At 63.3% G+C, this 24,373-nt stretch carries 21 protein-coding genes; 5 read left to right on the top strand and 16 right to left on the bottom strand.

Translation table 11 applies throughout. The features are described from left to right. Window positions 1–703: integrase arm-type DNA-binding domain-containing protein (locus G7Y52_RS04190; protein WP_346773708.1), on the bottom strand; the 703-nt coding region annotated here is incomplete at its 3' end. 482 nt (window positions 704–1,185) lie between these two features. Between G7Y52_RS04190 and ruvC the strand changes: the two genes are divergently transcribed. After that, the gene (gene ruvC, locus G7Y52_RS04185; protein ID WP_165066560.1) at window positions 1,186–1,689 is read left to right on the top strand and encodes a crossover junction endodeoxyribonuclease RuvC; all 504 of its coding nucleotides are present in this window, start codon (window positions 1,186–1,188) and stop codon (window positions 1,687–1,689) included. A gap of 95 nt (window positions 1,690–1,784) precedes the next feature. Here ruvC and G7Y52_RS04180 read toward each other — a convergent pair whose 3' ends face one another. After that, entirely contained in the window at window positions 1,785–2,414 is a 630-nt protein-coding gene (locus tag G7Y52_RS04180; protein ID WP_165066557.1) for a peptidylprolyl isomerase, read from the bottom strand. Window positions 2,415–2,785: 371 nt separating this feature from the next. Here G7Y52_RS04180 and G7Y52_RS04175 point away from each other — a divergent pair, with 371 nt between their 5' ends. The 4 genes from G7Y52_RS04175 (at window position 2,786) to ggt (ending at window position 9,823) form a co-directional block, all read left to right on the top strand. After that, a complete protein-coding gene (locus G7Y52_RS04175) occupies window positions 2,786–3,490 on the top strand; it encodes a Bax inhibitor-1/YccA family protein (protein ID WP_165066554.1) in 705 nt (234 codons plus the stop codon). Window positions 3,491–3,735: 245 nt separating this feature from the next. Then, entirely contained in the window at window positions 3,736–6,225 is a 2,490-nt protein-coding gene (locus tag G7Y52_RS04170) for a VacB/RNase II family 3'-5' exoribonuclease (RefSeq protein WP_165066551.1), read from the top strand. Beyond that, a complete protein-coding gene (gene murJ / locus G7Y52_RS04165; RefSeq protein ID WP_165066547.1) occupies window positions 6,225–7,793 on the top strand; it encodes a murein biosynthesis integral membrane protein MurJ in 1,569 nt (522 codons plus the stop codon). The genes G7Y52_RS04170 and murJ overlap by 1 nt, the downstream gene beginning before the upstream one ends. 368 nt (window positions 7,794–8,161) lie before the next feature. Further along, window positions 8,162–9,823 (top strand): gamma-glutamyltransferase, encoded by a 1,662-nt coding sequence (gene ggt / locus G7Y52_RS04160; protein WP_165066544.1) that lies wholly within the window; start codon window positions 8,162–8,164, stop codon window positions 9,821–9,823. Window positions 9,824–10,059: 236 nt separating this feature from the next. On the opposite strand, the gene G7Y52_RS04155 is transcribed toward ggt, so the two are convergent. The 14 genes from G7Y52_RS04155 to G7Y52_RS04090 all read right to left on the bottom strand — a co-directional run bounded on the left by G7Y52_RS04155 (window position 10,060) and on the right by G7Y52_RS04090 (window position 24,274). Beyond that, the gene (locus G7Y52_RS04155; RefSeq protein WP_165066541.1) at window positions 10,060–10,698 is read right to left on the bottom strand and encodes a protein phosphatase CheZ; all 639 of its coding nucleotides are present in this window, start codon (window positions 10,696–10,698) and stop codon (window positions 10,060–10,062) included. A gap of 182 nt (window positions 10,699–10,880) precedes the next feature. Further along, complete coding sequence (gene ybgF, locus G7Y52_RS04150) at window positions 10,881–11,855, bottom strand: tol-pal system protein YbgF (protein ID WP_165066538.1); 975 nt, start codon at window positions 11,853–11,855, stop codon at window positions 10,881–10,883. A gap of 12 nt (window positions 11,856–11,867) precedes the next feature. After that, a complete protein-coding gene (locus G7Y52_RS04145) occupies window positions 11,868–12,074 on the bottom strand; it encodes a PLDc N-terminal domain-containing protein (RefSeq protein WP_165066535.1) in 207 nt (68 codons plus the stop codon). Continuing rightward, window positions 12,071–12,595 (bottom strand): signal peptidase II, encoded by a 525-nt coding sequence (gene lspA, locus G7Y52_RS04140; protein ID WP_165066532.1) that lies wholly within the window; start codon window positions 12,593–12,595, stop codon window positions 12,071–12,073. The genes G7Y52_RS04145 and lspA overlap by 4 nt, the downstream gene beginning before the upstream one ends. Further along, window positions 12,592–15,438: an isoleucine--tRNA ligase gene (ileS, locus tag G7Y52_RS04135; RefSeq protein WP_165066529.1), complete on the bottom strand. Its 2,847-nt coding sequence runs from the start codon at window positions 15,436–15,438 to the stop codon at window positions 12,592–12,594. Before ileS ends, lspA begins: the two co-directional genes overlap by 4 nt. Before the next feature lie 417 nt (window positions 15,439–15,855). Beyond that, window positions 15,856–16,107: a HypC/HybG/HupF family hydrogenase formation chaperone gene (locus G7Y52_RS04130; protein WP_165066527.1), complete on the bottom strand. Its 252-nt coding sequence runs from the start codon at window positions 16,105–16,107 to the stop codon at window positions 15,856–15,858. A gap of 523 nt (window positions 16,108–16,630) precedes the next feature. Continuing rightward, a complete protein-coding gene (locus tag G7Y52_RS04125) occupies window positions 16,631–16,777 on the bottom strand; it encodes a hypothetical protein (protein ID WP_165066525.1) in 147 nt (48 codons plus the stop codon). A 141-nt stretch (window positions 16,778–16,918) separates the two neighbouring features. Further along, window positions 16,919–18,133: a sulfate respiration complex protein HmcC gene (hmcC, locus tag G7Y52_RS04120; protein ID WP_165066522.1), complete on the bottom strand. Its 1,215-nt coding sequence runs from the start codon at window positions 18,131–18,133 to the stop codon at window positions 16,919–16,921. After that, window positions 18,134–19,243 (bottom strand): sulfate respiration complex iron-sulfur protein HmcB, encoded by a 1,110-nt coding sequence (gene hmcB, locus G7Y52_RS04115; protein WP_165066519.1) that lies wholly within the window; start codon window positions 19,241–19,243, stop codon window positions 18,134–18,136. Between the two features lie 15 nt (window positions 19,244–19,258). Further along, window positions 19,259–20,230 (bottom strand): cytochrome c3 family protein, encoded by a 972-nt coding sequence (locus G7Y52_RS04110; RefSeq protein ID WP_165066515.1) that lies wholly within the window; start codon window positions 20,228–20,230, stop codon window positions 19,259–19,261. Between the two features lie 340 nt (window positions 20,231–20,570). Further along, entirely contained in the window at window positions 20,571–21,530 is a 960-nt protein-coding gene (miaA, locus tag G7Y52_RS04105) for a tRNA (adenosine(37)-N6)-dimethylallyltransferase MiaA (RefSeq protein WP_165066513.1), read from the bottom strand. Further along, a complete protein-coding gene (gene coaD / locus G7Y52_RS04100) occupies window positions 21,527–22,069 on the bottom strand; it encodes a pantetheine-phosphate adenylyltransferase (protein WP_165066511.1) in 543 nt (180 codons plus the stop codon). Before coaD ends, miaA begins: the two co-directional genes overlap by 4 nt. Then, window positions 22,066–22,617: a 16S rRNA (guanine(966)-N(2))-methyltransferase RsmD gene (gene rsmD / locus G7Y52_RS04095; RefSeq protein ID WP_165066509.1), complete on the bottom strand. Its 552-nt coding sequence runs from the start codon at window positions 22,615–22,617 to the stop codon at window positions 22,066–22,068. The genes coaD and rsmD overlap by 4 nt, the downstream gene beginning before the upstream one ends. Before the next feature lie 46 nt (window positions 22,618–22,663). After that, entirely contained in the window at window positions 22,664–24,274 is a 1,611-nt protein-coding gene (locus G7Y52_RS04090; RefSeq protein WP_165066507.1) for an MBL fold metallo-hydrolase, read from the bottom strand. Window positions 24,275–24,373: the final 99 nt, after the last annotated feature.

The raw sequence follows: 24,373 nt of genomic DNA, 5'->3' as shown, positions 1-24,373 counted from the left end.
GGGCGCGAGAGATGAAAAAGTTCCCCTCATAGGCGTAGATTTTGCGCAACAGTTCGCCCACGGCAACGGGTTCGGTGATGGCCGCATGGTGACCGTTGGCTGTGGGCGCGAGTGAGCCGCGCAAATCGGCGGCAATGTCGTGTTCCGCCCTGCCGGTGACAACGGCGTAACGGAAAATCCGTCCGGCATCGCGCAGCGCCTTGTGGGCTATGGTCAACGCACCCCGTTCTTCCACCCGCCGGAGAACGGCCAGCAGTTCCCTTGGGGTAATAGCGTTGACGGGACGTTTGCCAATGTGGGGGAAGAGGTTTTCCTCCATGATGCGGATGACCGCCTTTTGGTATGCGGGAACCCATTTCGCTGAATATTTGGCGTACCATTCCCGCGCCACGTCCTCGAAAGAGTTGCGGGCCGCTTCCGCCGCCGCTTCTCTGGCCTGGCGTCGGGCCTCGCTGGGATCGGTATGTTCCCGCAGCAGCTTTTTGGCCTCTTCCCGTTTTTCCCGTGCTTCGCGCAGGCCCACGGACGGATACGGCCCAAGGGAAAGAAGCTTCTGCTTGCCCGCGAAGCGGTACGCCAACCGCCACGATTTTTGCCCGTGGGCGTGACGTAGAGAAACAGACCGCCGCCGTCCGAATGCTTCTGAATCTTGCCGTTGGCTATGACATGCCGTATGAATGTGTCGGTCAGTTTCATCCGGCACCTCCAGAGTGGTGTTTTTGGTACGGTTGGACTGACCGCTACCAGCATATTCCTGAAAAATCCTTCTGATACAAGGTATGACAAGAAATATGCCGGTAGCTGAGAGGGGGAACCCCGCTCAGTTTCCCAGGGTCGGGGGCAGCACTGCCCGACCTTGGGAAACGCCGTCATTGACAGCCCAGACCTACCAAAAGGCTACCAACGTGTCTACCAACAATTTTTGTGGATTCTGGAGGATTTGGGTGGATGGCATGAAGCAAAGAGATATATTTAACATAATGAAATAGCATGTTAAATAGATATTTTTGGACTTCTTGGGATTTATTGGGTAACTTCAAAAGCAAAATGCTCTAGTGCCATCTGACACCAAGACTTCGTTTTCTGTGTTACGATCGCTGCGCCGAAATACCTTGTTGCCGTTGCGGTCGCTATGGTACGCCCTTACGGGCTACAGCGGAACAAAAGGCAAAAGCGTGACCGTCTATGCAGCCAGTTACCGTCATAGGCATTGATCCCGGCTCGCAGCGCACGGGCTGGGGCGTGGTGCGCGAAGTCTCGGGCGTTTTGCAGCTCGTGGACTGCGGCATTGTGCGCACGGCCTCTGCGGGCAGTGCGTTTTCCGAGCGCCTGGCCCGCATTTACCATGAGCTTACGGCGGTCATGAGCCGCTTCAGGCCCGACGAGGCTGCCATAGAGCAGGTGTTTACAGCCAAAAACGCGGCCAGCGCGCTCAAACTGGGCCAGGCCAGAGGCGTGGCCGTGGCCGCCTGCGCGGCGCACGGCGTATGTATCAGCGACTATGAGCCCACGCTGGTCAAAAAATCCCTGGTGGGCACGGGCCGGGCGGAAAAAGAACAGGTGGCCTTTATGGTCAGGCGCCTGCTCAACGTCAAAGAGGCCGCCTGGGCTCTGGATGTTTCGGACGCCCTGGCCGTATCGGTCTGCCATTTGAGTATGCGCCGCTTCGCGGCCCTGACCGCGCGGTAGCGCATCTTGCTTTTAGAGCAATTTCACTTTGAAATTGCTCTGGCGGCCGCGGGAGCGGCAGCCAGAGCGGTTGCCGTTTTCAACAGCAAACCGCTCTATTCAATGACCGTGGCTTTTTTGATGATCACTGGCGTAGTGGGCACATCTTCATAAAAACCCTTTTTGCCGGTGGTCACGCCTGCAATCTTGTCAACCACGTCCTGCCCCTTGATTACCTTGCCGAAGACGGCATAGCCCCAGCCCTGGGGCGTCTGGCTTTTAAAGTCCAGAAAAGCGTTGTCCCTGGTATTGATGAAGAACTGAGAACCCGCCGAATGGGGGTCCGCGGTGCGGGCCATGGCAATAGTGTATTTCCGGTTCCTGAGCCCGTTGTCCGCCTCATTGCGGATGGGCGCGCGGGCGGGCTTTTCCTTCAGCTCGGCGGTCATGCCGCCCCCCTGGATCATGAAGTCCTTGATCACGCGGTGGAAAATCGTGCCGTCATAGTGCCCGGATTTGACATACTGGATAAAGTTGGCGGTGCTGATCGGAGCCTTGCGGGCATCCAGGCGCACCACAATGTCTCCCAGGCTTGTTTCCAGCCTGACGGCCGGATCCGCGGACTGAGCCGGATTGGACGAGGCAGCGCGGGCGGCAGCCGGGAAGAAAGGCGCAAGGCCCAGGCCAAGCGCCAGACACAAGGCCAGCCCCAGAGCCGAAAGAACGCGCAGGCGGGGTAATTTCATGGTCAACTCCTTACATGCGACAGGTTTTTTCATGAGCGCGGCGGAGCTTTCACATCCTGCCGTGCTGTGAGAGCATTTTCTGATTGAACGTATCCAGATTCAATCCGCGTCAGCGAAAAAAAGGCATTTTTTCAAGAATGATGCGGCTGTCGCTCTCGCGCCGGCAGAGCAGCTTCACGGTGCAACTGCTCTGAACCTAACACGCCCGGCAGCGGCGGGCAAGACGCGGGCACTTGCTAAACAGGAGCGGAGTCATGTAATATGCCCAAAGGAGTCCGAAAAAACGGTCTCCGCCCGGCTTCGCAGCGGAATGCCGGGGCGCGGTTTTGCGCATGTTTTGCTCAGCCATCAACAGTCTTTCTGGAGGACATATGTCACCGACTACCCGCAGTATCGCCCAGAGCGGCGTCAACGCCGTTTCCATCTATATGCGCCAGGTCTATCAGTGGATGACCGCGGGCCTTGCTCTGACCACGGTGGTAGCCTACGCCGTTTCCACGTCCCCGGCCATCCGCGATGTGATTCTGGGCAACAGCCTGGTGATGATCGGCCTGATCGTGGCCCAGTTTGCTCTGGTCATTGCGCTTTCCGCGGCGGTGCATAAAATGTCGGCAGGCACGGCCACAGGCCTCTTTCTGCTTTACTCTGCGCTCACCGGAGCCATGCTCTCGTCCATTTTCGTGGTCTATCCCATTGCGTCCATCGCCAATGCCTTTTTGGTGACCACAGGCACGTTTCTGGCCATGTCGGTCTACGGGGCCGTAACCAAACGGGATCTTACGGGCATGGGCAGCTTTCTGTTCATGGGCCTGATCGGCCTGATCATCGCCATGCTGGTAAACCTGTTCCTGAAAAGCAGCATGATGGATTTCATCATCAGTTGCCTCGGCGTGCTGATCTTTACCGGCCTTACAGCGTATGACACCCAGAAGCTGCGCCGCTTCGGCGAAGCTGCGCCTTTGGATGACGGCACGGCCATCCGCCGCGGGGCGATCATGGGCGCGTTGACCCTGTATCTGGACTTCATCAACCTCTTCCTGATGATGCTGCGGCTTTTCGGGGGCAACCGGAACTGATTGCCTGGCCGGCCCCATGCGGGGCGGAAAGCCTCAAGACCCGCTTTTGTTCCGCCGTATTCTCTCTGGAGCAAGAGCCGTGAGCAAGGAGCATGCCCGGAAAGGTTCTTCTCAGGCCATGTTGCCGGCTGTATGGATGAAAAAAGTACACAAACCGTACAATCGGCGGGCAAAAGGACGCGGCTTTACCGCTTGCCGCTTCTTTTGCCCCTTTGCTTGCATACTACTGCAACAGCAGGAACAGAGTGAAAAAACATAAAGACGACCTGGCGCGTTCCCATGATTCCCCAATCCCTGGCAGCGAAGAGCTGTTGGAAATTTTCGACCGCCAGGCCCGGCCTGTGCGCCTCGACGGTCTGCTGCGCGCGGCGGCCCTGCCGCGCAGGGCCAAAAAAAATCTGGAAGCGAGCCTGTCCGAACTGGCGCGGCAAGGGCGTCTGGTACGCTTGCGCGGCGGTCTCTGGACCCGGCCCGAGAGCCTGAAAAGCGTCATCGGCCGCTTCAGCGCCTTGCGCAACGGCGGGGGATTCGTGACGCCGCTGAGCATCCCGGCTCCGGAGCAGGCCCCGGGCAAAACCCGCGCTTCGGGGCGCAGCGCGCGCCCGCTCGCAGCACGGGATATTTACATTCATCCCCTGCAAAGCAATGAGGCCTGGCATCAGGATCTGGTGCGGGTCATGCTGGCCCCCCGCGCTTCGGGGCGCAACGGCGGGGATTTTGGCCGCGGCCCGGGCCGCAATCCGGAAGGACGCATCGTGGAAGTCCTGGAGCGAGGGCTCAAGGAAGTGCCGGCGCATGTGCAAAGCCGCACCGGCAGGCTTTTGGCCTGCACTCCGGCGGACAGCCGCCTGCCCGCAGCCTTTCACGCGGAGCTGCCCGCGGGAGCGCCCGTGCCGGAAAAAGGCGCGCTGGTGCTGCTGGCCCCGCAGGAACGCCTGGCCTCGGATCTCTGGAGCGCGCGCTTTCTGGGCGCGTACGGACGCGAGGACGACGTGGCCGTGCAGGAGGAACTGGTCAAACTGAACCACGAGGCCCCGCGCGACTTTCCCCCGGCTGTCCTGGCTGAAACCGAAGCTCTGCCCGCCGCGCCCTCGCGCAAGGATCTGGCCGGACGCGAGGATCTCCGCTCCCTGCCCCTGGTGACCATTGACGGCGCGGACGCCAGAGATTTTGACGACGCGGTGCAGGTCGAAGGCCTGCCCGGCGGCAAGGGCTGGCTGTTGCGGGTGGCCATTGCCGATGTCAGCCAGTATGTGCCCGGCCGCAGCGCCCTGGACGCCGAAGCCCTGGAGCGCGGCAATTCCTGGTATTTCCCCCGCTCCGTGGAACCCATGCTGCCCCCTGCCCTTTCCAACGGCCTGTGCAGCCTCAAGCCTCAGGAGGATCGGCTGGCCGTGCTGGCCGAGATCCGTTTTTCCCCTGACGGGCAGCCGGGCGCCACGCGCTTTGCGCTTGCCGTCATGCGTTCCGCGGCGCGCCTGACGTATGATCAGGTCAAAGCCTGCCTGCTGGACAAGGACCCGGCAGCCCTGACCGCTTTGGCTGAAAATCCGCGCGGCAAGGAAATACTGGCCATGCTGGCCGAGGCGTTCCGGCTTTACGCAGTGCTGCGCGCGGCCCGCAAGGCGCGCGGCAGCCTGGATTTCGATCTGCCCGAGCCGGACTACAGCTTTGACGGGCAGGGCCGCGTGCGGAAGATCGGCTTTCGCCAGCGCCATGATGCCCACAGGCTGATCGAAGAGTTCATGATCGCGGCCAATGAGGCTGTGGCCCGGCATCTTGAGGCGTCCGGCCTGCCCTTTCTGTACCGCGTGCATCCCCGGCCCGACCCGGAGCGTTTGCAAAGTCTTTTCAGCACGCTGACAGCCACGGCCCTGGAACCCCTGCCCCCCAGACCCACGGCCGCATCCCTTCAGGGCATTCTGGCCGAGGCCCAGGGCACGGACCGGCAATACCTGGTGGATCGGCTCTGCCTGCGGGCCATGCCCCAGGCCCGCTACCAGCCGGAAAATGAAGGCCATTTCGGCCTGGCCTCCGAGGCGTACTGCCATTTCACCTCGCCCATCCGGCGCTATGCGGATCTTCTCACGCACCGCGCCTTGAAAGCCTCACTGGGCCTGGCTCTCAGCCCCCTGCCCGCGGGGCAGAAGCTGCTGCGCATCGGGGATCGGTTGAACCGGCGCGAACGCGCGGCCATGGATTGCGAGCGTGAGCTGGCGCGCCGCCTGGGCTGCCTCGCCCTGCAAGGGCGCGAGGGCGAGCGCTTTTTCGGCGTTATTTCCGGAGTCACGGATTTCGGCCTGTTTGTGGAGCTGAGCGCCATGCCCGTGGAAGGCATGATCCGCGTGGAAGATCTGGGCGAGGACTGGTATGAGTACGACGCCCGGCAGCAATGCCTGCTGGGGCGGAATTCCGGCGTGATCTGGCGGCTGGGGCAAAGCCTGGAAGTCATTCTGGAAGATGTGCGCCCCGGACGCCTGGAAATCCGTTTTATGCCTTTGGAACTGCCCAGGGGCGCGAGGAAAAAAGGGCGTCGCCCCGGCTCCTCCGCTTCGCCCCGCTCCCGCACTTCACGCAATCCAAACGTCCCTGGCGGCGCACCCGCGGGCAAGCGCGCCAAACAGGAGCGTGCAAGAGGCAAAGGCCATGCGCGGCGCGGCTCTGGCGGCCCTGTCGGGCAGGGCAAGAGCCGTGCGGAGACTCGGACCAAACACGCCGGCGGGAAAAAACGCTGATGGGAGTGCTCGCGGCGCGGCAGCGCATGGGCGCGGCGGCCCTGATTCTGGCTGCAAGCGCCATTCTCTCGCGCCTCATGGGCCTTGTGCGGGACAAGGTCATCTCCTGGCAGTTCGGCGCGGGCAATGAGGCGGACATGTACTTTGCCGCCTTTGTAGTGCCGGACATCATCAACTACCTGCTGGCCGGCGGCTTCATGTCGATCACCATCATCCCCCTGCTCTCGCGCCGTTTCGAGGAGGATGAAGCCGATGCCTGGCGCTTTTTTTCCTGCGTGTTTTTCTGGACCCTGGCCATTTCGGTTCTGCTTACCGGCGCAGGCATACTGGCCGCGGACTCCCTGGCCCGGCTGGTGGCGCCCGGCTTTTCGCCGGAGCAATGGCAGCGGCTGGCATTTTTCATGCGGATTATTCTGCCTGCCCAGATATTTTTTCTCTGTGGGGCCTGCCTTATGGCCCTGCTCTATTTGCGGCGGCAATTCAGCGTGCCGGCCCTGGCGCCGCTGATCTACAACGGCTGCATCATTGCCGGCGGCCTGCTGCTGCCGCATATTGCAAAGGCCAGAGGCATGACCGGCTATTGCGCTGGCGTGACCGTGGGCGCGGCCCTGGGCGCTTTTGCCCTGCCGCTGTGCGTGGCCGCCGGGGGCGGCCTGCGCCTGCGCCTTGTCTGGCGGCACCGCCTGATGCGCCGGTTTCTGATCACGGCCCTGCCCCTGATGCTGGGCCAGACCGTGATCATGCTGGATGAGCAATTTCTGCGCGTTTTCGGCAGTCTGGCGGGCGACGGCGCGGTCAGCCTGCTCAACTACGCGCGGCGCATTGCCCAGGTGCCCGTGGGCCTGATGGGCCAGGCCGCGGCCGTGGCCTCCTACCCCTTTCTGGTGGCTCTGCTCACCCAGGGCGACAAGGAGCGCTTTGATCAGACGCTGCGCACGGCCCTGCGCGCCGGGCTCGGCCTGATTATCCCCTGCGCGCTCTGGATGATGGCCTCTGCCTGGCCGATTCTGGGCGTGATCTTTCAGGGCGGCCGCTTCGGCGCGGCCGAGACCCAGGCCGCCGTGCCGCTCACGCAAATCATGCTGGCCTCCACGCCGCTGTGGATCGTGTATATGGTTCTGGTGCGCGCCTATTACGCCCACGGCGACACCCTGACCCCGGCCGTGACCGGCACGGTCATGACCCTGGCCTGCCTGCCGTTGTACCATTACTGGGCCGTGCCGCGCGGCGCCTGGGCCATTGCCGCGCTCTCCGGCCTGAGTGTGAGCCTCTATGTGCTCTGGCTCGCGGGCATCTGGCTGCGGCGGCAGGGCGGCACGGCCTTTGCCGGACTTTGCGCGCTGGGCCTGCGGGCCTTTTTCTGCGCCCTGCCGGGCGCTGCGCTTTGCTGGTGGCTTTCCGCCTGCTGCCTGCGCACCCTGCCGCTGCCGCCCATCTGGGCGGCCTGCGTGACCCTGACTCTCAGCGGCTGCGTCTTTGCCCTGCTTTTTCTGCCGCTCTCCGCCATATTCGCGCCGTCCATTCTGGAAAGCGTCTGGCAACGGCTGCGCAAAAAACGCGCGGCCTGAACGCCCCAGAGCGTTTTGCTAATGAAATTAGCTAACCGCGCTGGCGACAGCGTTAGAGCGGTTTGCTGTTGAAAACGGCAACCGCTCTGGCGGTCGCGGGAGCGGACGCCCGCGCCGAATGAGCCACCACGCTTTTCAGGCGCTTGTCCCGCTTGCGGGGAAATGATGGCGCGACGTGATTGAAAATGGATATTTTCAATCAAAAAATGCTCTGAGAGTCGCTTCGGCGGAGGAGCCGAGGCCGGGTTTACGTGGCGCGCGGACTGGGCTATGCTGGCGTAAATGCCTTCAGCAAACATTTCCTCATCCGGCCGCCGGGATCGCCCGCATGCGGCACAACGCGCGGCCCGGGCCGCCGGAGAACTTGCATGAGCACGACCTGCCGTTACGCTGCCACTGCTTCCGCCGCCATCAACCCGCAGAGCCTGCGGGGCATGGTTACCACGCCTCATTACCTGGCCTCACAGGCCGGGCTGGACATCCTGCGCCGGGGCGGCACAGCCGTGGACGCGGCCATTGCCGCGGCTGCTGTGCTCTCCGTGGTCTATCCGCACATGTGCGGCCTTGGCGGGGACAATTTCTGGCTGATTTACGACGCGGCCAAGGGCGAGCTCAAGGCCCTTAACGGCAGCGGCCGGGCCGCTGCGGCCGCCACGCCGAAGGCCTATGCCCTGCGGGGCTTCAAAGCCGTGCCCCAGCGCGGCTACATGGCCGTGAACACCGTGCCCGGCGCGGTTTCCGGCTGGGGCGAGGCCTTTGCGCTGAGCAAAGCCTCCCTGGGCTCGCCCCTGGCCTGGGCGCAACTGCTTGACGCGGCCCAAGGCTACGCCCAAGACGGTTTTGCGGTCAGCGCATCCCTGGCTTACTGGCTGGCCCTGGATACCAGCAACCAGGGGCCGGGGCGCAGCCTGCACCAGTTCACCGCCTTCAACGAGATTTTCTGCAGGGACGACGGCCGCGCCTATGCCTGCGGCGAGGTGCTGCGGCAGGAAAATCTGGCCCGCACGCTGGCGCGTCTGGCGCAAAACGGGCCCGACGAATTTTACCACGGCGCCACGGCCCGCGGCATTGCGGACTCCATGATGCTGCACGGCGGCCTGCTCACGGTGGGCGATCTGGCCGATCACCATGCCGACTGGCAAGACCCGCTGCGCGTGCCCTACCGCGACTTTGAGGCCTGCACGCCGCCGCCCAACTGCCAGGGCCTGACCACTCTGGAAATATTGAATATCCTTAATCAGATGGATGTGCGCGCCCTGGGCGAAGGCAGCGCCGACTACTATCATCTGCTGGTGGAAGCCACGGCCGCAGCCGCGGCGGATCGCGACCGTTACCTTGGCGACCCGGACTTTACGCACATCCCGGCGGATCGCCTGCTCTCGCCCGCATACGGGCGCGAACTGGCCGCGCGCATCAGCCCGGAACGCAGCGCCGGGCCTCTGCCGCCCCTTGCGCCCGGCGGGGACACGGTCTGGGTGGGCGCGGCGGACGCGGCAGGCAACGCGGTTTCCATGCTCCAGAGCATTTACCATGAATTCGGCTCGGGCATGGTGGCCGGCGAGACGGGCATTCTGCTGCAGAACCGGGGTTGCGCCTTTTCCCTGGACCCGGCGCAGATTAATTGCCTGCAGCCGGGCAAGCGCGTTGCGCACACCCTGAGCCCGGCCATGCTGCTGAAAAACGGCACGCCGCGACTGATTTACGGCAGCATGGGCGGCCAGGGCCAGCCGCAGACCCTGGCCGCGCTGACCACCCGGATTGTGGATTTCGGCCTGACGCCGCAGGAGGCTGTCAATGCCCCGCGCTGGCTGCTGGGCCGGAGTTGGGGCGCGCCGTCCAATGATCTCAAGCTGGAGCGGCGCATCCCGGAGAGCGTGGCCCAAAGCCTGCGCGAGCGCGGGCATGTGGTGCGCTCTGTGGAAGACTACAGCGAGGCGATGGGCCATGCCGGGGCCATTCTGCGCCACGAGAGCGGCGTCCTTCAGGGGGCCGCGGATCTGCGGGGGGACGGATTGGCGGCCGCGTATTAGAGCATTTTCTCTTTGAAAATGCTCTGCTGACGCGAAAGCGGCAGCCGCCGCAACGCGGCGTACATTCAGGCGAAAACCGCGTTTTTCGCCTGAATGCCACCTTTGACTTTCATAAAAAGTCAAAGGTAATCTGCTCTAGAGTTTGGCCGCTGCCCATTTGCTGTGCGTGTCCACAAAGGTCTGCTGGTAAATACGCCCGACACCCTTTGAGTGAGGGGCTCTCTCTTGGCGTTCTCCTACATGCCCAACTGGGCCAGCATGTCGTCAATGGCGCTCTGGGAGACGCCGTTTTTGTCCGGCCCTTTGAGCGTGGATGTGACTTTGCGGTTCTGGCGAAAATCCTGCACGGCTTTTTGGGCTTCGCTTTGCAGGGCCAGGGCGTCCTTTTCCGGGTGTTTTTCCGCGCCGTCCATGATCAGGCCTGAAGAGACATAAAGTTCCACCACGCTGTCTTCAATTTTGTTCAGCGCCGTAACCACCCGTTTAATGCGCTGGCCCGTAATGTCCTGAAAGCTCAGGGCGGTCAGCAGGCTGGTCAGATCGTCGCCGAGCTGTCGGTTGATCTCCACAAGCCGGGCCGTCTGGTCGGGCGTGGCCGTGTTCTCGCGCACGGCGGCCAGCAGTGCCGCGCTCTCTGCCTGCAGATCAAGATGCTTTTCCACGATCTCCATGATATTCATGGTGGCCGTTTCCGTCGCTTTGAGCACCTCGCCCAATTGATCCGAGGCTTCATGAAAGAGGGCGTCGGTTTCCGGCGCGGGCACGGCCTGATCGCCGGAGGCCGTGGAAATCTGTTGATAAATATTTTTCAGCCCCTGGCGCATGTCCGCGCTCAATAACTTATAGACAGTCGGCTGAGCCTGTTTCGCTGCCATGTCTGCTCCCCTTTCGGCCCCTGGCCGGCGACTGCGCCGCCCGTGCCGCAGGTTGCCTGTAGTTCCGGAATGAATTTGCGCCCCCCCCCCGCAGGGTGTCGCGCCCGCGCATCCTCCAGCCAGCGAGCATTGCCGCCCGCAACACGGCCGCAATGCTCTGCCCTGGCGTCAAAAAATACCGCTTACTTGTTGGTTTTCAGAAAGGTTTTGGCGCGCGCGGCTTCCGGCGAGGTGGGGAACTTTTTAATCAGCTCCTGCATGCAGGCTTTGGCCGCGGCCCCCTCGTTCAGCTTGCTGAAGCTGATGCCCTGCTTGAGATACGCGCCGGGCGCGTGCGTGGATTTGGGATATTTCTTGATCACCGTGTCATAGGCCAGGGCCGCATCCGCGAACTGGTTGCGCTGGAAGTGACATTCCGCCAGATAGTACTGGGCGTCGGGCACCAGATTGTGGCTTGGGTAATTTTTCAGAAAGTCCGCGAAAGAGCGCTGGGCTTCCGTATAGTTGCGGGCATTGAAGGCATTGACTCCGGCGTCAAAGAGCGCCAGGGAAATGTCTTTTTGCGGAACCTGAAGCACAGGCTGGGGCGAAGGCTGGCCCCAGGTGGCCGCGCTCGGAGCCTGGGCGGGCTGGGCCTGACCCGCGACCGGGGCATAGCCGCTGCTGCCCGCGGGCTGGCCGTAGGCTCCCTGATCGGGCAGGCCGTAATTGCCTTGCGCGGTTTGGCCTGCCGCAGCGCCGGTCATGGGCGTTCCCACGGGGCTTGCGGGAGGGGCCGCCAGGGGCGCGGCTGCGGAAGAAGCGAGCGGGGCTGCGGGCATGGGATCGCCCAGGTTGAGATTCAGAGCCATGCTGCTCTCCACCTGCCGCAAGGCGGCGTCATGCCGGTTGACCCGTTCAAGCAGGGCGCGCGCGCCGCCCACATTCTGCAAATCGTCCATCTGACCTTTGAGCGTGTTCAGCTCCTGGCGCATGGTCTGCAGCTGGTTCCAGGTATCGGCCTGGGCGGGCTGCATTTGCCGCAGTTGCATATCGTGCTGCTGCACGCGCTGGTCCAGATCCAGACTGCCGCTGCCTGAACCGCTCTGCACGCAGGCGCCCAAAAACAAGGTGGCGCAGACCAGGGGCAGAAGATGGGAAGAACGGAATGTGTTCATGCTCTCCTCGTTTCAGCGTTGAATTTTTCTCAGGGCTTTTTTGCGGCCCGTGAAAAGATAAACAAGGCCGCCCAGTACCGGCAGAAAAACGACCAGCACCAGCCAGAGCGCGCGCTGTTGCGGACTTTCGAACTCATGATCCCAGATGTGCCAGATGCTCCAGAAACTGGGGAGCATGGGGATCAACGCCACCAGCGGATGCCACCACGCGAAGCTCATGCCGCGCTTCCCCCCTTGCCGGACGTTTGCGTGTCGGCCGCCGCAGGCGCGGACGGCTTGCGCCAGAGAGCAAAGCAGGCCAGAAAAGCCCCCAGGCAGATGGCCGTATCCGCCACATTAAAGGCGGGCCAATGCCAGTCGCCCACATGCAAATCCAGAAAGTCGACCACTGCCCTGAAACGCAGGCGATCCGCAAGATTGCCCAGGGCTCCGCCCAAGACCAGGCCCAGGGCCGCGAACAGCCAGGGCTCGTCGTCGGCGCTGCGCGCCAGGGCGATGATTGCCCAGGCCGCCACGGTGGTGGCTGCCAGAAACAGCCAGAACTGCCATTCAATATCCGAGCGGTTCAAAAAGCCAAAGGCCGCCCCCCGGTTGCGGATGTTGATCAGATCAAAAAAACCGGGAATCACCACCACGGGCCGGTGCACGGGAACAGTGGCCATGACCCACCACTTGCTGAGCTGGTCCAGGGCCATGACCAGCGCGGCCACGCCGAACAAAATCCGGTAACGGCGTTTCATCGGGCCGCGTGCTCCCCGTCGCCCCCCTGTGCCGGAAACTCGCGCAGCACTGCCGCGCAGCGCGGGCAGAGCGTGGGATGCGCGGGATCGCCGCCCAGCTCCGTACTGTAAATCCAGCAGCGCTCGCATTTTTCGCCGCGGGCTTTTTCCACGCCGATGGCCAGCCCGGCCACGTCCGCATCCCTCAGGGCCGTGCCCGGGGCCGCGTCCAACGGGGCCGTCTCCAGTTGGGAGACAATGCAGACCGCGCGCAGATCCGTGCCCAGACTTTCCAGGCGTTGGCGCAGCTCGTCGGCCAGATAGAGCGTCACCCGGGTGTCCAGGGAGTGCCCCACCACGCCGTCGCGGCGCAAGGGCTCAATGGCTTTGGTCACCGCGCCGCGCACGGCAAGCAGCACGTTCCAGTCGTCGCGGTGGCCTTCGTCCAGCAGCCAGGGCTGCACATTGAGCGGGGGCAGCGCAAAGACCGTGCTCTGCGGCCCATGCAGGGCAGGGGGCAGATGGCTGAAGATTTCCTCGGCAGTGAAAGAGAGCACCGGGGCCATGTCGCGCAGCAGCAGGCAGAGAATATGACAGAGGGCCGTCTGGGCCGAGCGGCGCTGGCGACTGCTCGCGCCCGAGGCGTAGAGACGATCCTTGAGGATGTCCAGATACACGGAGGAAAGATCCGTGACGCAGTACTTGTGCAGGGTATGGTAGACCTTGTGAAATTCAAATTCCGCGTACGCCTGTTGCACGCGCTGGTGCACGCGGGCGGCCGTGTCCAGGGCAAAACGATCCAGGGGCAGCAAATCCTCAAGGGGCACAAGATCCGCCGGGGTCAGGCCGTCGATGTTGCCCAGGATGAAGCGGCAGGTATTGCGGATGCGCCGGTAGGCGTCCACCAGGCGGCCCAGAATCTGATCCGAAATGCGGATGTCCTCGCGGTACTCCACCGAGGAAACCCAGAGGCGCACGATTTCGGCTCCGAATTTTTCAATGAGTTCCTGCGGGGCAATGACGTTGCCGATGGATTTGGACATTTTGCGGCCTTCGCCGTCCACCACATAGCCGTGGGTCAGCACCGCGCGGTAGGGAGCCTGCCCGCGCGTGCCCACGGAAGCCAGCAGCGAGCTGTGAAACCAGCCCCGGTGCTGATCCGAGCCTTCCAGGTAGAGGTCGGCCGGGTAACGCAGTTCCGGGCGCTCCTCCAGCACAGCCGCAAAGCTGGTGCCGGAATCAAACCAGACATCCAGGATGTCGGTTTCCTTTTTCCAGCGGCGGCCGCCGCAGTGCGGGCACACGAGATCCCTGGGCGCGATCTCGCTCACATCGGCCTCGTACCAGTAGTCGCAGCCCGTGGGATGACTGGCGAAGCGCGCGGCCATGTCGCGCATCCAGGCCGGATCGTTCCAGGCCTCGCCGCAATCCTCACAGAGCAGGGCCAGGATGGGCACGCCCCACTGGCGCTGGCGCGAGATGCACCAGTCCGGCCGGGATTCGATCATATTGTAAATGCGGTCCCGTCCCCAAGCCGGAATCCAGCGCACCGAGCGATCAATGCTTTGCAGGGCCCGGCCGCGCAGGTCGTTCTTTTCCATGCTGATGAACCATTGGGTCGTGGCCCGGAAGATCACCGGCTGCTTGCAGCGCCAGCAGTGCGGGTAGGAGTGGCTGATCGTGTCCTCATGCAGCAGCGCGCCCACTTCCGTAAGCTTTTCAATGACCTTGGGGTTGGCCTCGGTGACGGTGAGGCCCGCGAAAAATTCCACGGCAGGCAGAAAGCGGCCCGCGTCGTCCAGGGGCGAGTAGATCTCAAGGCCGTATTTCAGGCCCGCTTCATAGTCCTCGCGGCCGTGCCCCGGCGCGGTATGCACGCAGCCGGTGCCTGTGTCCAGGGTGACGTGCGGGCCGAGGATCAGGGGCGAGGGGCGGTCGTAAAAAGGATGGCGCGCCATGAGCCCTTCCAGTTGCGCGCCTGTGGCCCGGCCCAGAATGGTGGGCCGATCCGGGCCGAAAAGGCCGGAGCAGGGCGCAAGGCGCTCTTCGGCCAGCAGGTACTGGGCTCCCCCGGCTTCCACCAGCACATAGCTGAATTCCGGATGCAGGCAGACGGCCATATTGTCCGGCAAGGTCCAGGGCGTGGTTGTCCAGATGGCCGCAAAGGCCCGCTGGGGATCGGCCTGGGGGAAGATTTTCTTCAGGCCCGGATCGGGCAGGGGAAAGCGTACATAGATGGAGGGGGAAGTGTGGTCGTAGTATTCCACCTCGGCTTCGGCCAGGGCCGTGTGACAGGAGCAGCACCAGTAAATGGGTTTTTTGGCCCGGATCACGCTGCCTTTTTCCACAAAGTCCGCCAGTTCGCGGGCCGTGGTGGCCTCATAGGCCGGGTCCATGCTCATATAGGGCTTTTCCCAGGTCCCGAGCACGCCCAGGCGCTTGAATTCCTCGCGCTGGATGTCGATCCATCTGGCCGCGTACTCGCGGCAGAGCTTGCGCACCACATGCGCGGGCAGTTCTTTTTTTTTGGCCTTGAGTTCCTGTTCCACCTTATGCTCAATGGGCAGGCCGTGGCAGTCCCAGCCGGGCACATAGCGCGCCGCAAAACCCTGCATGTTGCGCGATTTGACCACAATATCCTTGAGAATCTTGTTCAGCGCCGTGCCCATGTGGATATGGCCGTTGGCATAGGGGGGGCCGTCGTGCAACACATAGTCGCCCCGGCTGCCCGAGGCGGCAATCATGGCCTCGCCGGCCTGGATTTCAGCCCATTTTTTGAGCAGTTCCGGCTCTCGCTGCGCCAGATTGGCCTTCATGGGAAAGGCGGTGTGCGGAAGATTCAACGTCTTTTTATAGTCGCTCATGCTGGCTCCCGGCGGCTGTTTCCGGCTCAAGGGCCGTGGATATGCGGTGGAAAAATCGCTTTAGTGTGGGCAAAGACGGGTCTAAAGTCAAGAAGCGGGGCTGCCGGAGATATTCACGCCTTCAATGAAAATGACATTGCAACAATTTGAAATTCAAAACGAATTTTTTTAGGAAATCATCGAAAAGGTGAAAGTCCCGGCTGCCGCATACGATGCGTCAGCCCTGCTATGCGGCCTTTCTGAGGCTGGGACAAAGTCGGCAGCCCTGAGAAGTATGCGCAGGTCGCGGCTGCGCCGCGCCGTTACTCAAACGTTTTGCATGCCTTTCTGCGCCCGGCAGCACAAAACCCGCGAAGCGGAGTTTGCCGTCAGCCCGGGAAGGTCACAGGGGCGGCCTTCGCAGGAGCGCAAAAGCTTTCAGAATTGCGCCGGGCTGCCCTCCATGGCTTCAGCCAGCTCGCGCAGGGCAGCCAGGCTGTCCTGCGCCTCCTGAGGGCTGAGGGCATGCATGGCAAAACCGGCATGGACTATCACATAATCGCCGACGTGCGGCGGTTCGGGCAAAAGCATCATGGAGGCCGTCAAAAAAGTATGGCTTTCGCCCACGCGCACGCGGGCCATGCCTTCTTCCTGAAGCTCCACGATCTGGGCGGGGATGGCAAGACACATGGCTGAACCTCACTGCAAGGTAGAATAAGCATTCAAGGCGGAACGGCAAGCGCGCGGGGCGCGCGGGGCGCGCCCCGGCGGCATCCAAAAGCCCGGCGGGGTGGCCCGGCCAAAGACTTGGGGGCGGCGCTGCGGGGGGCAGCAGGCGGGGAATGTACAGGCGGCGGGGCCGCTGCGCCTGCCTGTGCGCGACGGCCCCGCCCTGTCCGCTAGAGCATTTTGCTTTTGAAATTATTCAATTTCAAAAGCGGCGCTGCCATCATTTCCCCGCAAGCGGGACAAGCCCCCGCAAGCGGGACAAGCGCCTGAAAAGCGTGGTTTTCAGGCTCATTGCTTCAGCCGTTGCGACGAAGGAAGCTACGGATGAAGACAGCAACTGGTTACTGCGACAGCCAGCCAACGCAACCGCTGTCGCTATCCGCAAGCAAGCAAAGCTTGCTGACGGCTACCGCCGGCGCGGGCGTCCGCTCCGCGGTCGCCAGAGCGGTTGCCGTTTTCAACAGCAAACCGCTCTAATGCTCTCTTACTTCGGACTGTTATTGCGTTTTTTCCTGGCCGGATAGAGTATGAAGTTCCAGTACAGCACATAGACGGGCAGCACCACAAACATCATGATGTACGCCCAGCTCTTGGTATACAGGAAGTATTGATAGAACGTGTTGAATTCCATAGTGATCTCCTCTTGAAAACGCCGGAGCCCGGCGCGCGCTTCAACGCATGCCATGCGGGCGGCTTCTGCCGCGCTTCCCGTGGGGCCGGCCGGTGTTATGCTGCCCGGCGCGGCCCCCGCGGGCCTGTTTGATCATGCTGCTCAGTGCGCATCCTTGAAGTCGGGATGTTCATAGAGCACGGGCATGTTATACACAATGAAGCGGTATGCCGTCACAATCATGGTCACCACAAAAATGGAGATGCAGATTTCCCAGATGCTCGGGAAATAGCGCTCCGCCGAGGGCAGATTGTAATTGAAGGCAATCATGGAGACATTGAAGCGGTTGAGCACAATGCCGAGCACCGTGTTGGCCGCGGCAAAGCGGCAAAGACACAGGTTCTGGTCGCGCGCGCCCTTGGCGTAGAGCAGGGCGGGCAAGAGCACGAAGCAGAGCATTTCCACCAGCCACCACATGCCGTAGCCCGAGAAAAGGTAGGGGATGTTGGCCTGCACCAGCATGTCGATAAGCTTGAGCATGAAATAGGCGAAGAGAATGAACGAGGCGGCCCTGGAGAAACTGAAGACGACCCCGTCGGCCTCGCGCAGATGCGTGGCGTCCATGTACTGATGTACGCCCTTGTGTGCGAACATGCCTTCAAAAATGACCATGGACGCGCCCGCGGCCATGGAGCTGACGAAGAAGAACATGGGCATGAAGGGGGAGTACCAGAGCGGATGCAGTTTTTCCGGCGCAATCAGATAGAGTGCGCCCAGCGAGGATTGGTGCAGGGTGGAGAGGGTCACGCCGAAGATGGTCAGCAAAATCGTGGCCCGGTTCACCAGGCTGTGCCAGGAGAGCAGGAAGGGGAATCTCCGGGACAGCCACTCCATGGGCGCCACGGAAAATTCGATGAAAAGCACGGTGACGTATGTGGCCACGCACAGGCCCACTTCAAAAAGCACGGAAGTGGTGCCGGGAAAGAAGAACATGTACGGCAGGCGCAATGGATGGCCGAGGTCGTAGAGCAGGGCCACGACCACGAAAGCGTAGCCCAGAAAGGCCGTGGTCACGGCCGGGCGCACCGCGGAGTGGAACTGCTTCATGCCCATCACATAGCAGGCCACGGTTGTGAAGTAGCCGCCCGCCGCAAGGCACACGCCGCAGAGCAGGTCAAAGCCGATCCACAGGCCCCAGGGCTGATTGTCGTCCAGATTCGTGACCGAGCCGATGCCCTGGGTGAAGCGGATCACGGTGATGACCAGGCCCACCGCCAGAATGATCCAGGTGATGATATTGCCCGGCGTGCGGCGCAGCAGCGGATCGAGATTGAACAGCTTGTCTTTGGTGGGAATGACGATGCCGTGGTTTTCCATTTACTTATCCTCCCCGTGTCCGTCAGGATGCGCCGTCCTGGCTTCCCTGGCTTTCAGGGCCTCGGCCATGGCCCTGCGGGCCGTTTCGGCCGCGCCCGGGCCCTGGGTTTCCTCAATCTTGCGCACGGCGGCGTCCACGGCGGCGGTCACGTCTTCTTTGGCCTGAGCGACGACCTTGTCCTGTTCGGCCTTGTGCACGGCCTCGCGGCGCTTGCTGATGGCGTAGGCCCCGCCGAAGAGCACGGGCCAGAAGGCCACGATCATGGGCACCGCGCCCAAGGCTCCATAGGTCAGCTCGCCCATGGGCTGCTTGCCCAGATGGGTGTTCAGGCCCAGTTGCTCCAGAGCCGGCCCGGCGTCGGCCGCGTTGTTGGGCCGCACGGCTTCGGCCGTGCCCGCGGCCGGGGCCAGAACCATCCAGGCTGTGCCGCCCGCGTCCCATTCGCCGTAGACATAATTCACGTACTTGCCGGGATTGTCGGCAATGCGCGCGCGGGCCGCTTTGATCAGGTCGCTGCGCTTGCCGAAGGTCAGGGCGTTCACCGGGCAGGCTTCCACGCAGCCGGGGAGTTTGCCTTCTTTGAGGCGGGGCTCGCAAAAGGTGCATTTTTGCACCAGGGGGTCAAAGGCCTCGTCATACTGGAAGCCCGGCACATAGAAAGGACAGGCCACCATGCAGTAGCGGCAGCCCACGCATTGCGAGCCGTCATAGGCCACTGTGCCGTCGGGCAGCTTCTGGAAACATTTGGCGAAGCAGGCCGAGGCGCAGGCCGGATCATTGCAGTGGAAGCACTGCAATTTGCGGAAAACCGGCTTGCCGTTCATTTCGTACTTGTTGACCACGGTCCATTCGTACGCCGTGGTGCGGCGGCGGGTTTCCGTGACCGAAAGATCCGTGAAGGGCTTGGCCGGCCTGGGCAGATGATTCACTTTATTGCAGGCCGCTTCACAGCGGCGGCAGCCGATGCAGCGGGTCGTGTCGTGCAGCACGCCGTAGCTTTCTTCATAGTACGGAAAGGTATGGGAGGCGGCTTTGGCCACTTTGGCCGTGCCCAGTGCCGAAACCACGCCCGCGCTTCCCAGAATAGTCAGGAATTTTCTGCGATTCATAATGCCTTCTCCCTACTAATCGGCGCGTTTATGGCAGGTTGTGCAGTCGGTGCTCCTGGGACGACCGACTTTCATGGCCGTGTGGCAGCCCATGCATTGCAGATGGTACGCGGCCTTGAGCTGCGGGCGCTCCGGATGCCTGGGATCAATGGCCGCGCTGTGGCAACTGCTGCACTTGGGCGGCGTGGCCGAAAGCGGGCTGTAATGATGGCAGGCCGCGCAGAGCGTTTCCGGCCGGGTGTGGAAGGCCTGGGCCAGCTTGTCGTCCTTGATCCCCTCCATCAGCGAATTGAGATGGCGGCGGTGGGTGAACAGGGTCGGCTTGTATTCTTTGGCCAGCTCGCCGATGACCACCTTGAGCGGGGCATCCTTGGGCGCAAGATAGGGCACGGGCTTTTGGGCCAGCACGGTTTTCGCGGCCAGGGCCTCGTTTTCTTCAGCGGGCAGCTCCCCGGCAATGCCCTGTTGCAACTGGGCATTGGTCATGGCGGGCGTCACATTATGGCAGGACGCGCACCAGGCCGCGTCGCGCCTGGGTTTTACAAGAACATGACAGCCCGCGCATTCCCGGCGCTTGAGCTGCTGCTCATGACAGCTCACACAACTCTGCGGCGTATTCTCGCCCTTGGGGCGTTGGGCGATGTTCGTGGCGTGCATGGCCCGCTCAAGGGTGATGAAATTGCCCTCGGCTTTGCCTTCCACCGTATGACAGGAGGTACAAGCCACCGTATCGCCCGTATGGTGGCAGGACTCGCAGTTTTCGATTTTTTTCTCGTGGATCAGGTGATTGAAGACCACGGGTTTCATGGCCGAGCCCTTGGGATTGGGCTTTTCGCCCACCGGGAAGATGACCATGGCCGACGGCGCGCCGCTGTCCGTGGCCTCCAGGGCAGCCGCGGCCGCAGAGCCCGCCCCCCAGGCCGTCAGACACGCCGCGCCGGCCAGGGCCATCGCCGCCAGCAGAAGCAGTGTTGTGCCGTTCCTCATATGCTTGTCCTTTTGCATACAGTACCCCAACATACCCAGCCCGCGGCACCGCGCCGCGGGCTGCCTCCGGCCCCCCGGAGGGGCAGACGGTCAGATGCCGCCACGGTAGCCCAGGGCGCGAAGCACGTCAAGGAGGGGGGGCGCGTTGAAAGGGGTTCTCAAGCCCGGAAAAACAGGGCATTGAGAAAATTTTCATCAAAAAAAAGCCGCGTTCGTTGCAGGCGACAAAACCCGCGTGCGCGTGCGGGCCGCCGGAGGCATCCAAAAGCCTTGGCGCGGCCCCTGCCGCCCGCGGGCTTTCCGGAATCACGGCAGGGGGCACATTTTCTGCCTTCGCGATTCAGCGGGCCCAGTGCCGCCGGGCCTGCGCCAGCACGGCCGCGGGATCGTCAGGCGGCAGAAAAAGCGCCTCGGCACGGGCCCGGAACCAGGTCAACTGGCGTTTGGCATAGGCGCGGGTATTGCGCAGCCAGAGGCTGCGGCACTGCTCAAGGCTGATGCGGCCTTGCAGATGGGCCAGAGCTTCGGCCGCGCCGATGCCCGACCAGCCGGGCGCGGCCGGATCGTCGCAGCGGGTCAGAGCCTGCCGGGCCTCGTCCAGGGCGCCGGCGGCCAGCATCAGATCCAGCCGCCGCGCCAGGCGCGGCTCCAGCCAGGCCAGATCCGCATTGAGCACCAGCAGGGGGCCCCGGCAGAGCGGGGGGCTCATGGCGTTCGCGTGCCACCAGCTGAACGGGCGGCCCGTGCCCTCCAGCACTTCCAGGGCGCGGCCGATGCGCTGGCGGTCGTGCGGGTGGATGCGCGCCGCATAGGCCGGGTCCGCCGCGGCCAGCTCGCCATGCAGCGCGGGCGCGCCTTCCGCCTCCAGGCGGGCCTGCAGGCGCGCGGCGATGGCCGGCTCCACAGGCGGGATTTGGGCAATGCCGCGCAGCAGGGCCTGAAAATAGAGGCCCGTGCCGCCCACCAGCAGGGGCGTCCTGCCGCGCGCCAGCAGTTGCCGGGCCCTGGCCGCGGCCTGCTCCGCCCATTGCCCGGCGCTGATCTTTTGCGTTGCGGGCAGAAAACCGTAGAGATGATGGCCGCAGCGGGCGCGCTCTTCCGGCGAGGGCTGGGCCGTGATCAGCGGAAAGTCGGCATAGACCTGCCGGGAATCGGCGTTGATCACCTCGCCGTCCAGAGCTTCGGCCAGGGCCAGGGCCGCCGCGGTCTTGCCCGCGCCCGTGGGCCCGGCCAGACAGATCACGGGCGCGGGCCGGGACGCCGACGGCGCGGCCGGAACCGGGGTTGCCCGCAGGCTCATTCCGGCACGCGAAAGCCGCCGTGCGGCGCGGCCAGACAGGGCGTGCCCCGGCGCACCTGGCCCTTGTCGTATTTTTCCATGAGCATGCGGCGCACGTTTTCCGGCACCAGGCCCTTGACGTCCGCGCCGTGGCTGGCCGCGGCCTTGACAATGGTGGAACTGATGAACAGCCATTGGTAATCGGTCATCATGAAGACCGTCTGGATGTGGCGTTGCAAACGGCGGTTCATCAGGGCCAACTGGAATTCGTACTCAAAATCCGAGACCGCGCGCAGCCCGCGCAGGATGGCGCAGGCCCCGCGCTCGGCCGCATATTCCACGGTCAGGCCCGAAAACGGCTCCACCACGGCGCGGGGCTCGTTTTTCAGGGCTTCGCGGGCCATCCGCACGCGCTCCTCATGACTGAAGAGCGGAAATTTGGGCGTGTTGTCGGCCACGGCCACCAGAACCTGATCAAAAACCTCGCAGCCGCGGCGGATCAGGCTCAGATGACCGTTGGTCAGGGGATCGAAAGTCCCGGGGTATAATGCTGTTTTCATGGCAGTGTCCAGATACAGATGCGGGTCTGCCCGAAGAGGCGGTCCGCCAGCAGGTTGAGGGCGGGCGGCGGGGCAAGTGTGAGATCTTTTTCGATCTCCGCGCTCACCAGGGCGCCCGGAGCCAGCCAGTTGTTTTCCGCCAGGGCGCGCAAGGCCGCCTGGGCCAGATTTTTGCGGTAAGGCGGATCCATAAAGACCAGATCAAAGGGCTCAATGGGCGGTCGCCGCAGCAGGCGCGCCGCGTCCTCCCTGCGCAGCCGGGCCTGCTCCGCAAGGCCCAGAGCCGCGATGTTGTGTTGCAGGCAGCGCACGGCCAGGGCCGCGTTTTCCACCAGCAGGGCCGAGAGCGCGCCCCGGCTCAGAGCCTCGAACGCCAGGCTGCCGCTGCCCGCGAAAAGATCCAGCACGCGCGCGCCGTGCCAGCGCAGGCCCCGGGCCTCAAGCATGGAAAAAAGCGCCTCGCGCGTTCTGCCCATGGCCGGACGGTAGCCTTCGCCCTGCACGGTTTTCAGCACGCGACCGCCCAATCTGCCGGCAATGATCCGCATGGCGGCTCCCATCCGGTTGAATGTCGCGCAGGATGCCGGGCCGCGCCTACATGCGCGAGAGCAGGCGGGTCATGGCGTAATCCATCTTGGCCAGGGCCTCCTGCAGTTCGGTCTGCTCCACCCAGGGGCGCTGCTCCACATCGGCCAGCTTGCCCTTGAACATATCCCACTTGCGCTCCAGCTCGCCGGTGAGAAAAGCCCAGTCCACCCTGGGGTGCGCCTGGCCTTCATGCAGCACGGTCCGGGCCAGATGGCTGCCCTCCAGGACCATTTCCTCAAGATAGGCGGGAATCAGGGGCCTGATGCCGAACCGTTGCTCAATGAGCCCGGCCAGCGTGGTCTGGGCCGAATTTTCGCCGTGCACCAGCACGATGTGCGCGCCGTCCCGGGCCAGGGGGGCGGCCCAGTCCAGCAGCTGGCTCTGCCCGGCATGGCCCGAAAAGCCGTTGATGGTGAAAATGCGCGCAGCCACTTCCATATCCTCGCCGAAGAGCGTGATCTTTTTGGCGCGCTCCACCAGTTTGCGGCCCGGCGTGCCCACGGCCTGGTAGCCCACAAAGACCACGCTGGCCCCGGGCCGCCAGATATTGTGCTTGAGGTGGTGCTTGATTCGCCCGGCATTGCACATGCCGCTGGCTGAAATGACCACGGCCGGGCCCTGATAGCTGTTGATGGCCTGCGATTCCTCGGCGCTCATGGTATAGCGCAGATGGGGCAGGGCAAAAGGATCTTCGCCGCTGTTCAGCAGGGCCCGCGCGTCCTCGTCGAAAAGCTCGCGGTGGCGCTGAAAGACTTCCGTGGCGCGGATGGCCAGGGGGCTGTCCACGAAAACGGGCATGTCCGCGGGCAGTTTGCCCTGTTTGTTGAGAATGTGCAGGCAGTAGAGCACTTCCTGGGTGCGCTCCACGGCAAAGGCCGGGATGATTACCTTTTCGCCGCGGCTGTGGCTGTAGGCGATGGCTTCGGCCAGTTCCTCGGTGCTCGTGCTTTCATTTTTATGATTGCGGTCGCCGTAGGTGGATTCCATGAACACATAGTCGGCCACGGGCGGATTTTCCGGATCGCGCACGATCAGGGACTGGGGGCGGCCGATGTCGCCGGAAAAGATCAGGCTGGTGGTTTTGCCGTTCTCCTCGGCCTCGATGCGCAGGGAGCCGGAGCCCAGAATATGCCCGGCGTCATAGTAGGTCACGCGGATGCCCGGCGCGGGCTCGAAAGTCCTGTGGTAGTCCACGGGTTGAAACAGGGTGGCCGCTTTTTGGGCGTCTTCCATGCCGTACAGCGCGGGAGGCGGATTTTTGAGGCCGCGGCGCTCGTACTTTTTGGCTTCCCACTGGGCTTCCATTTCCTGAATGTGGGCGCTGTCCTGGAGCATGATCTCCAGCAGCTCGCCCGTGGCCCTGGTGCAGTAGACGGGATTGGCATAGCCGTTTTTGACCAGCAGGGGCAGCAGGCCCGAATGGTCGATATGGGCGTGGGTGATCAGGATGAAGTCAATGCCGTCGGGCTCGTAGATTCCGGCCTCGCGGTTGCGGGCTTCAATGGCCTTGTTGCCCTGGTGCATGCCGCAGTCCACGCAGAAACGCGTGCCGCCGGCCTCGATCATGTAGCAGGAGCCGGTCACGGTCTGCGCCGCGCCCAGAAATTGAACCTTCATGCCATCTCCTTTGCGGAAGTGCGGCCCGGAACGGGCGTTTTTTCCGTACGACTATGCCTGTCATCGCGGCCAAGCGCAAGCCCCGCGTCGGGTCGGGGC

The sequence above is a fragment of the Desulfovibrio sp. ZJ200 genome, assembly GCF_011039095.1.
Classification (GTDB): Bacteria; Desulfobacterota; Desulfovibrionia; order Desulfovibrionales; family Desulfovibrionaceae; genus Desulfovibrio.
This window is presented reverse-complemented; position numbering and strand designations above follow the sequence as displayed.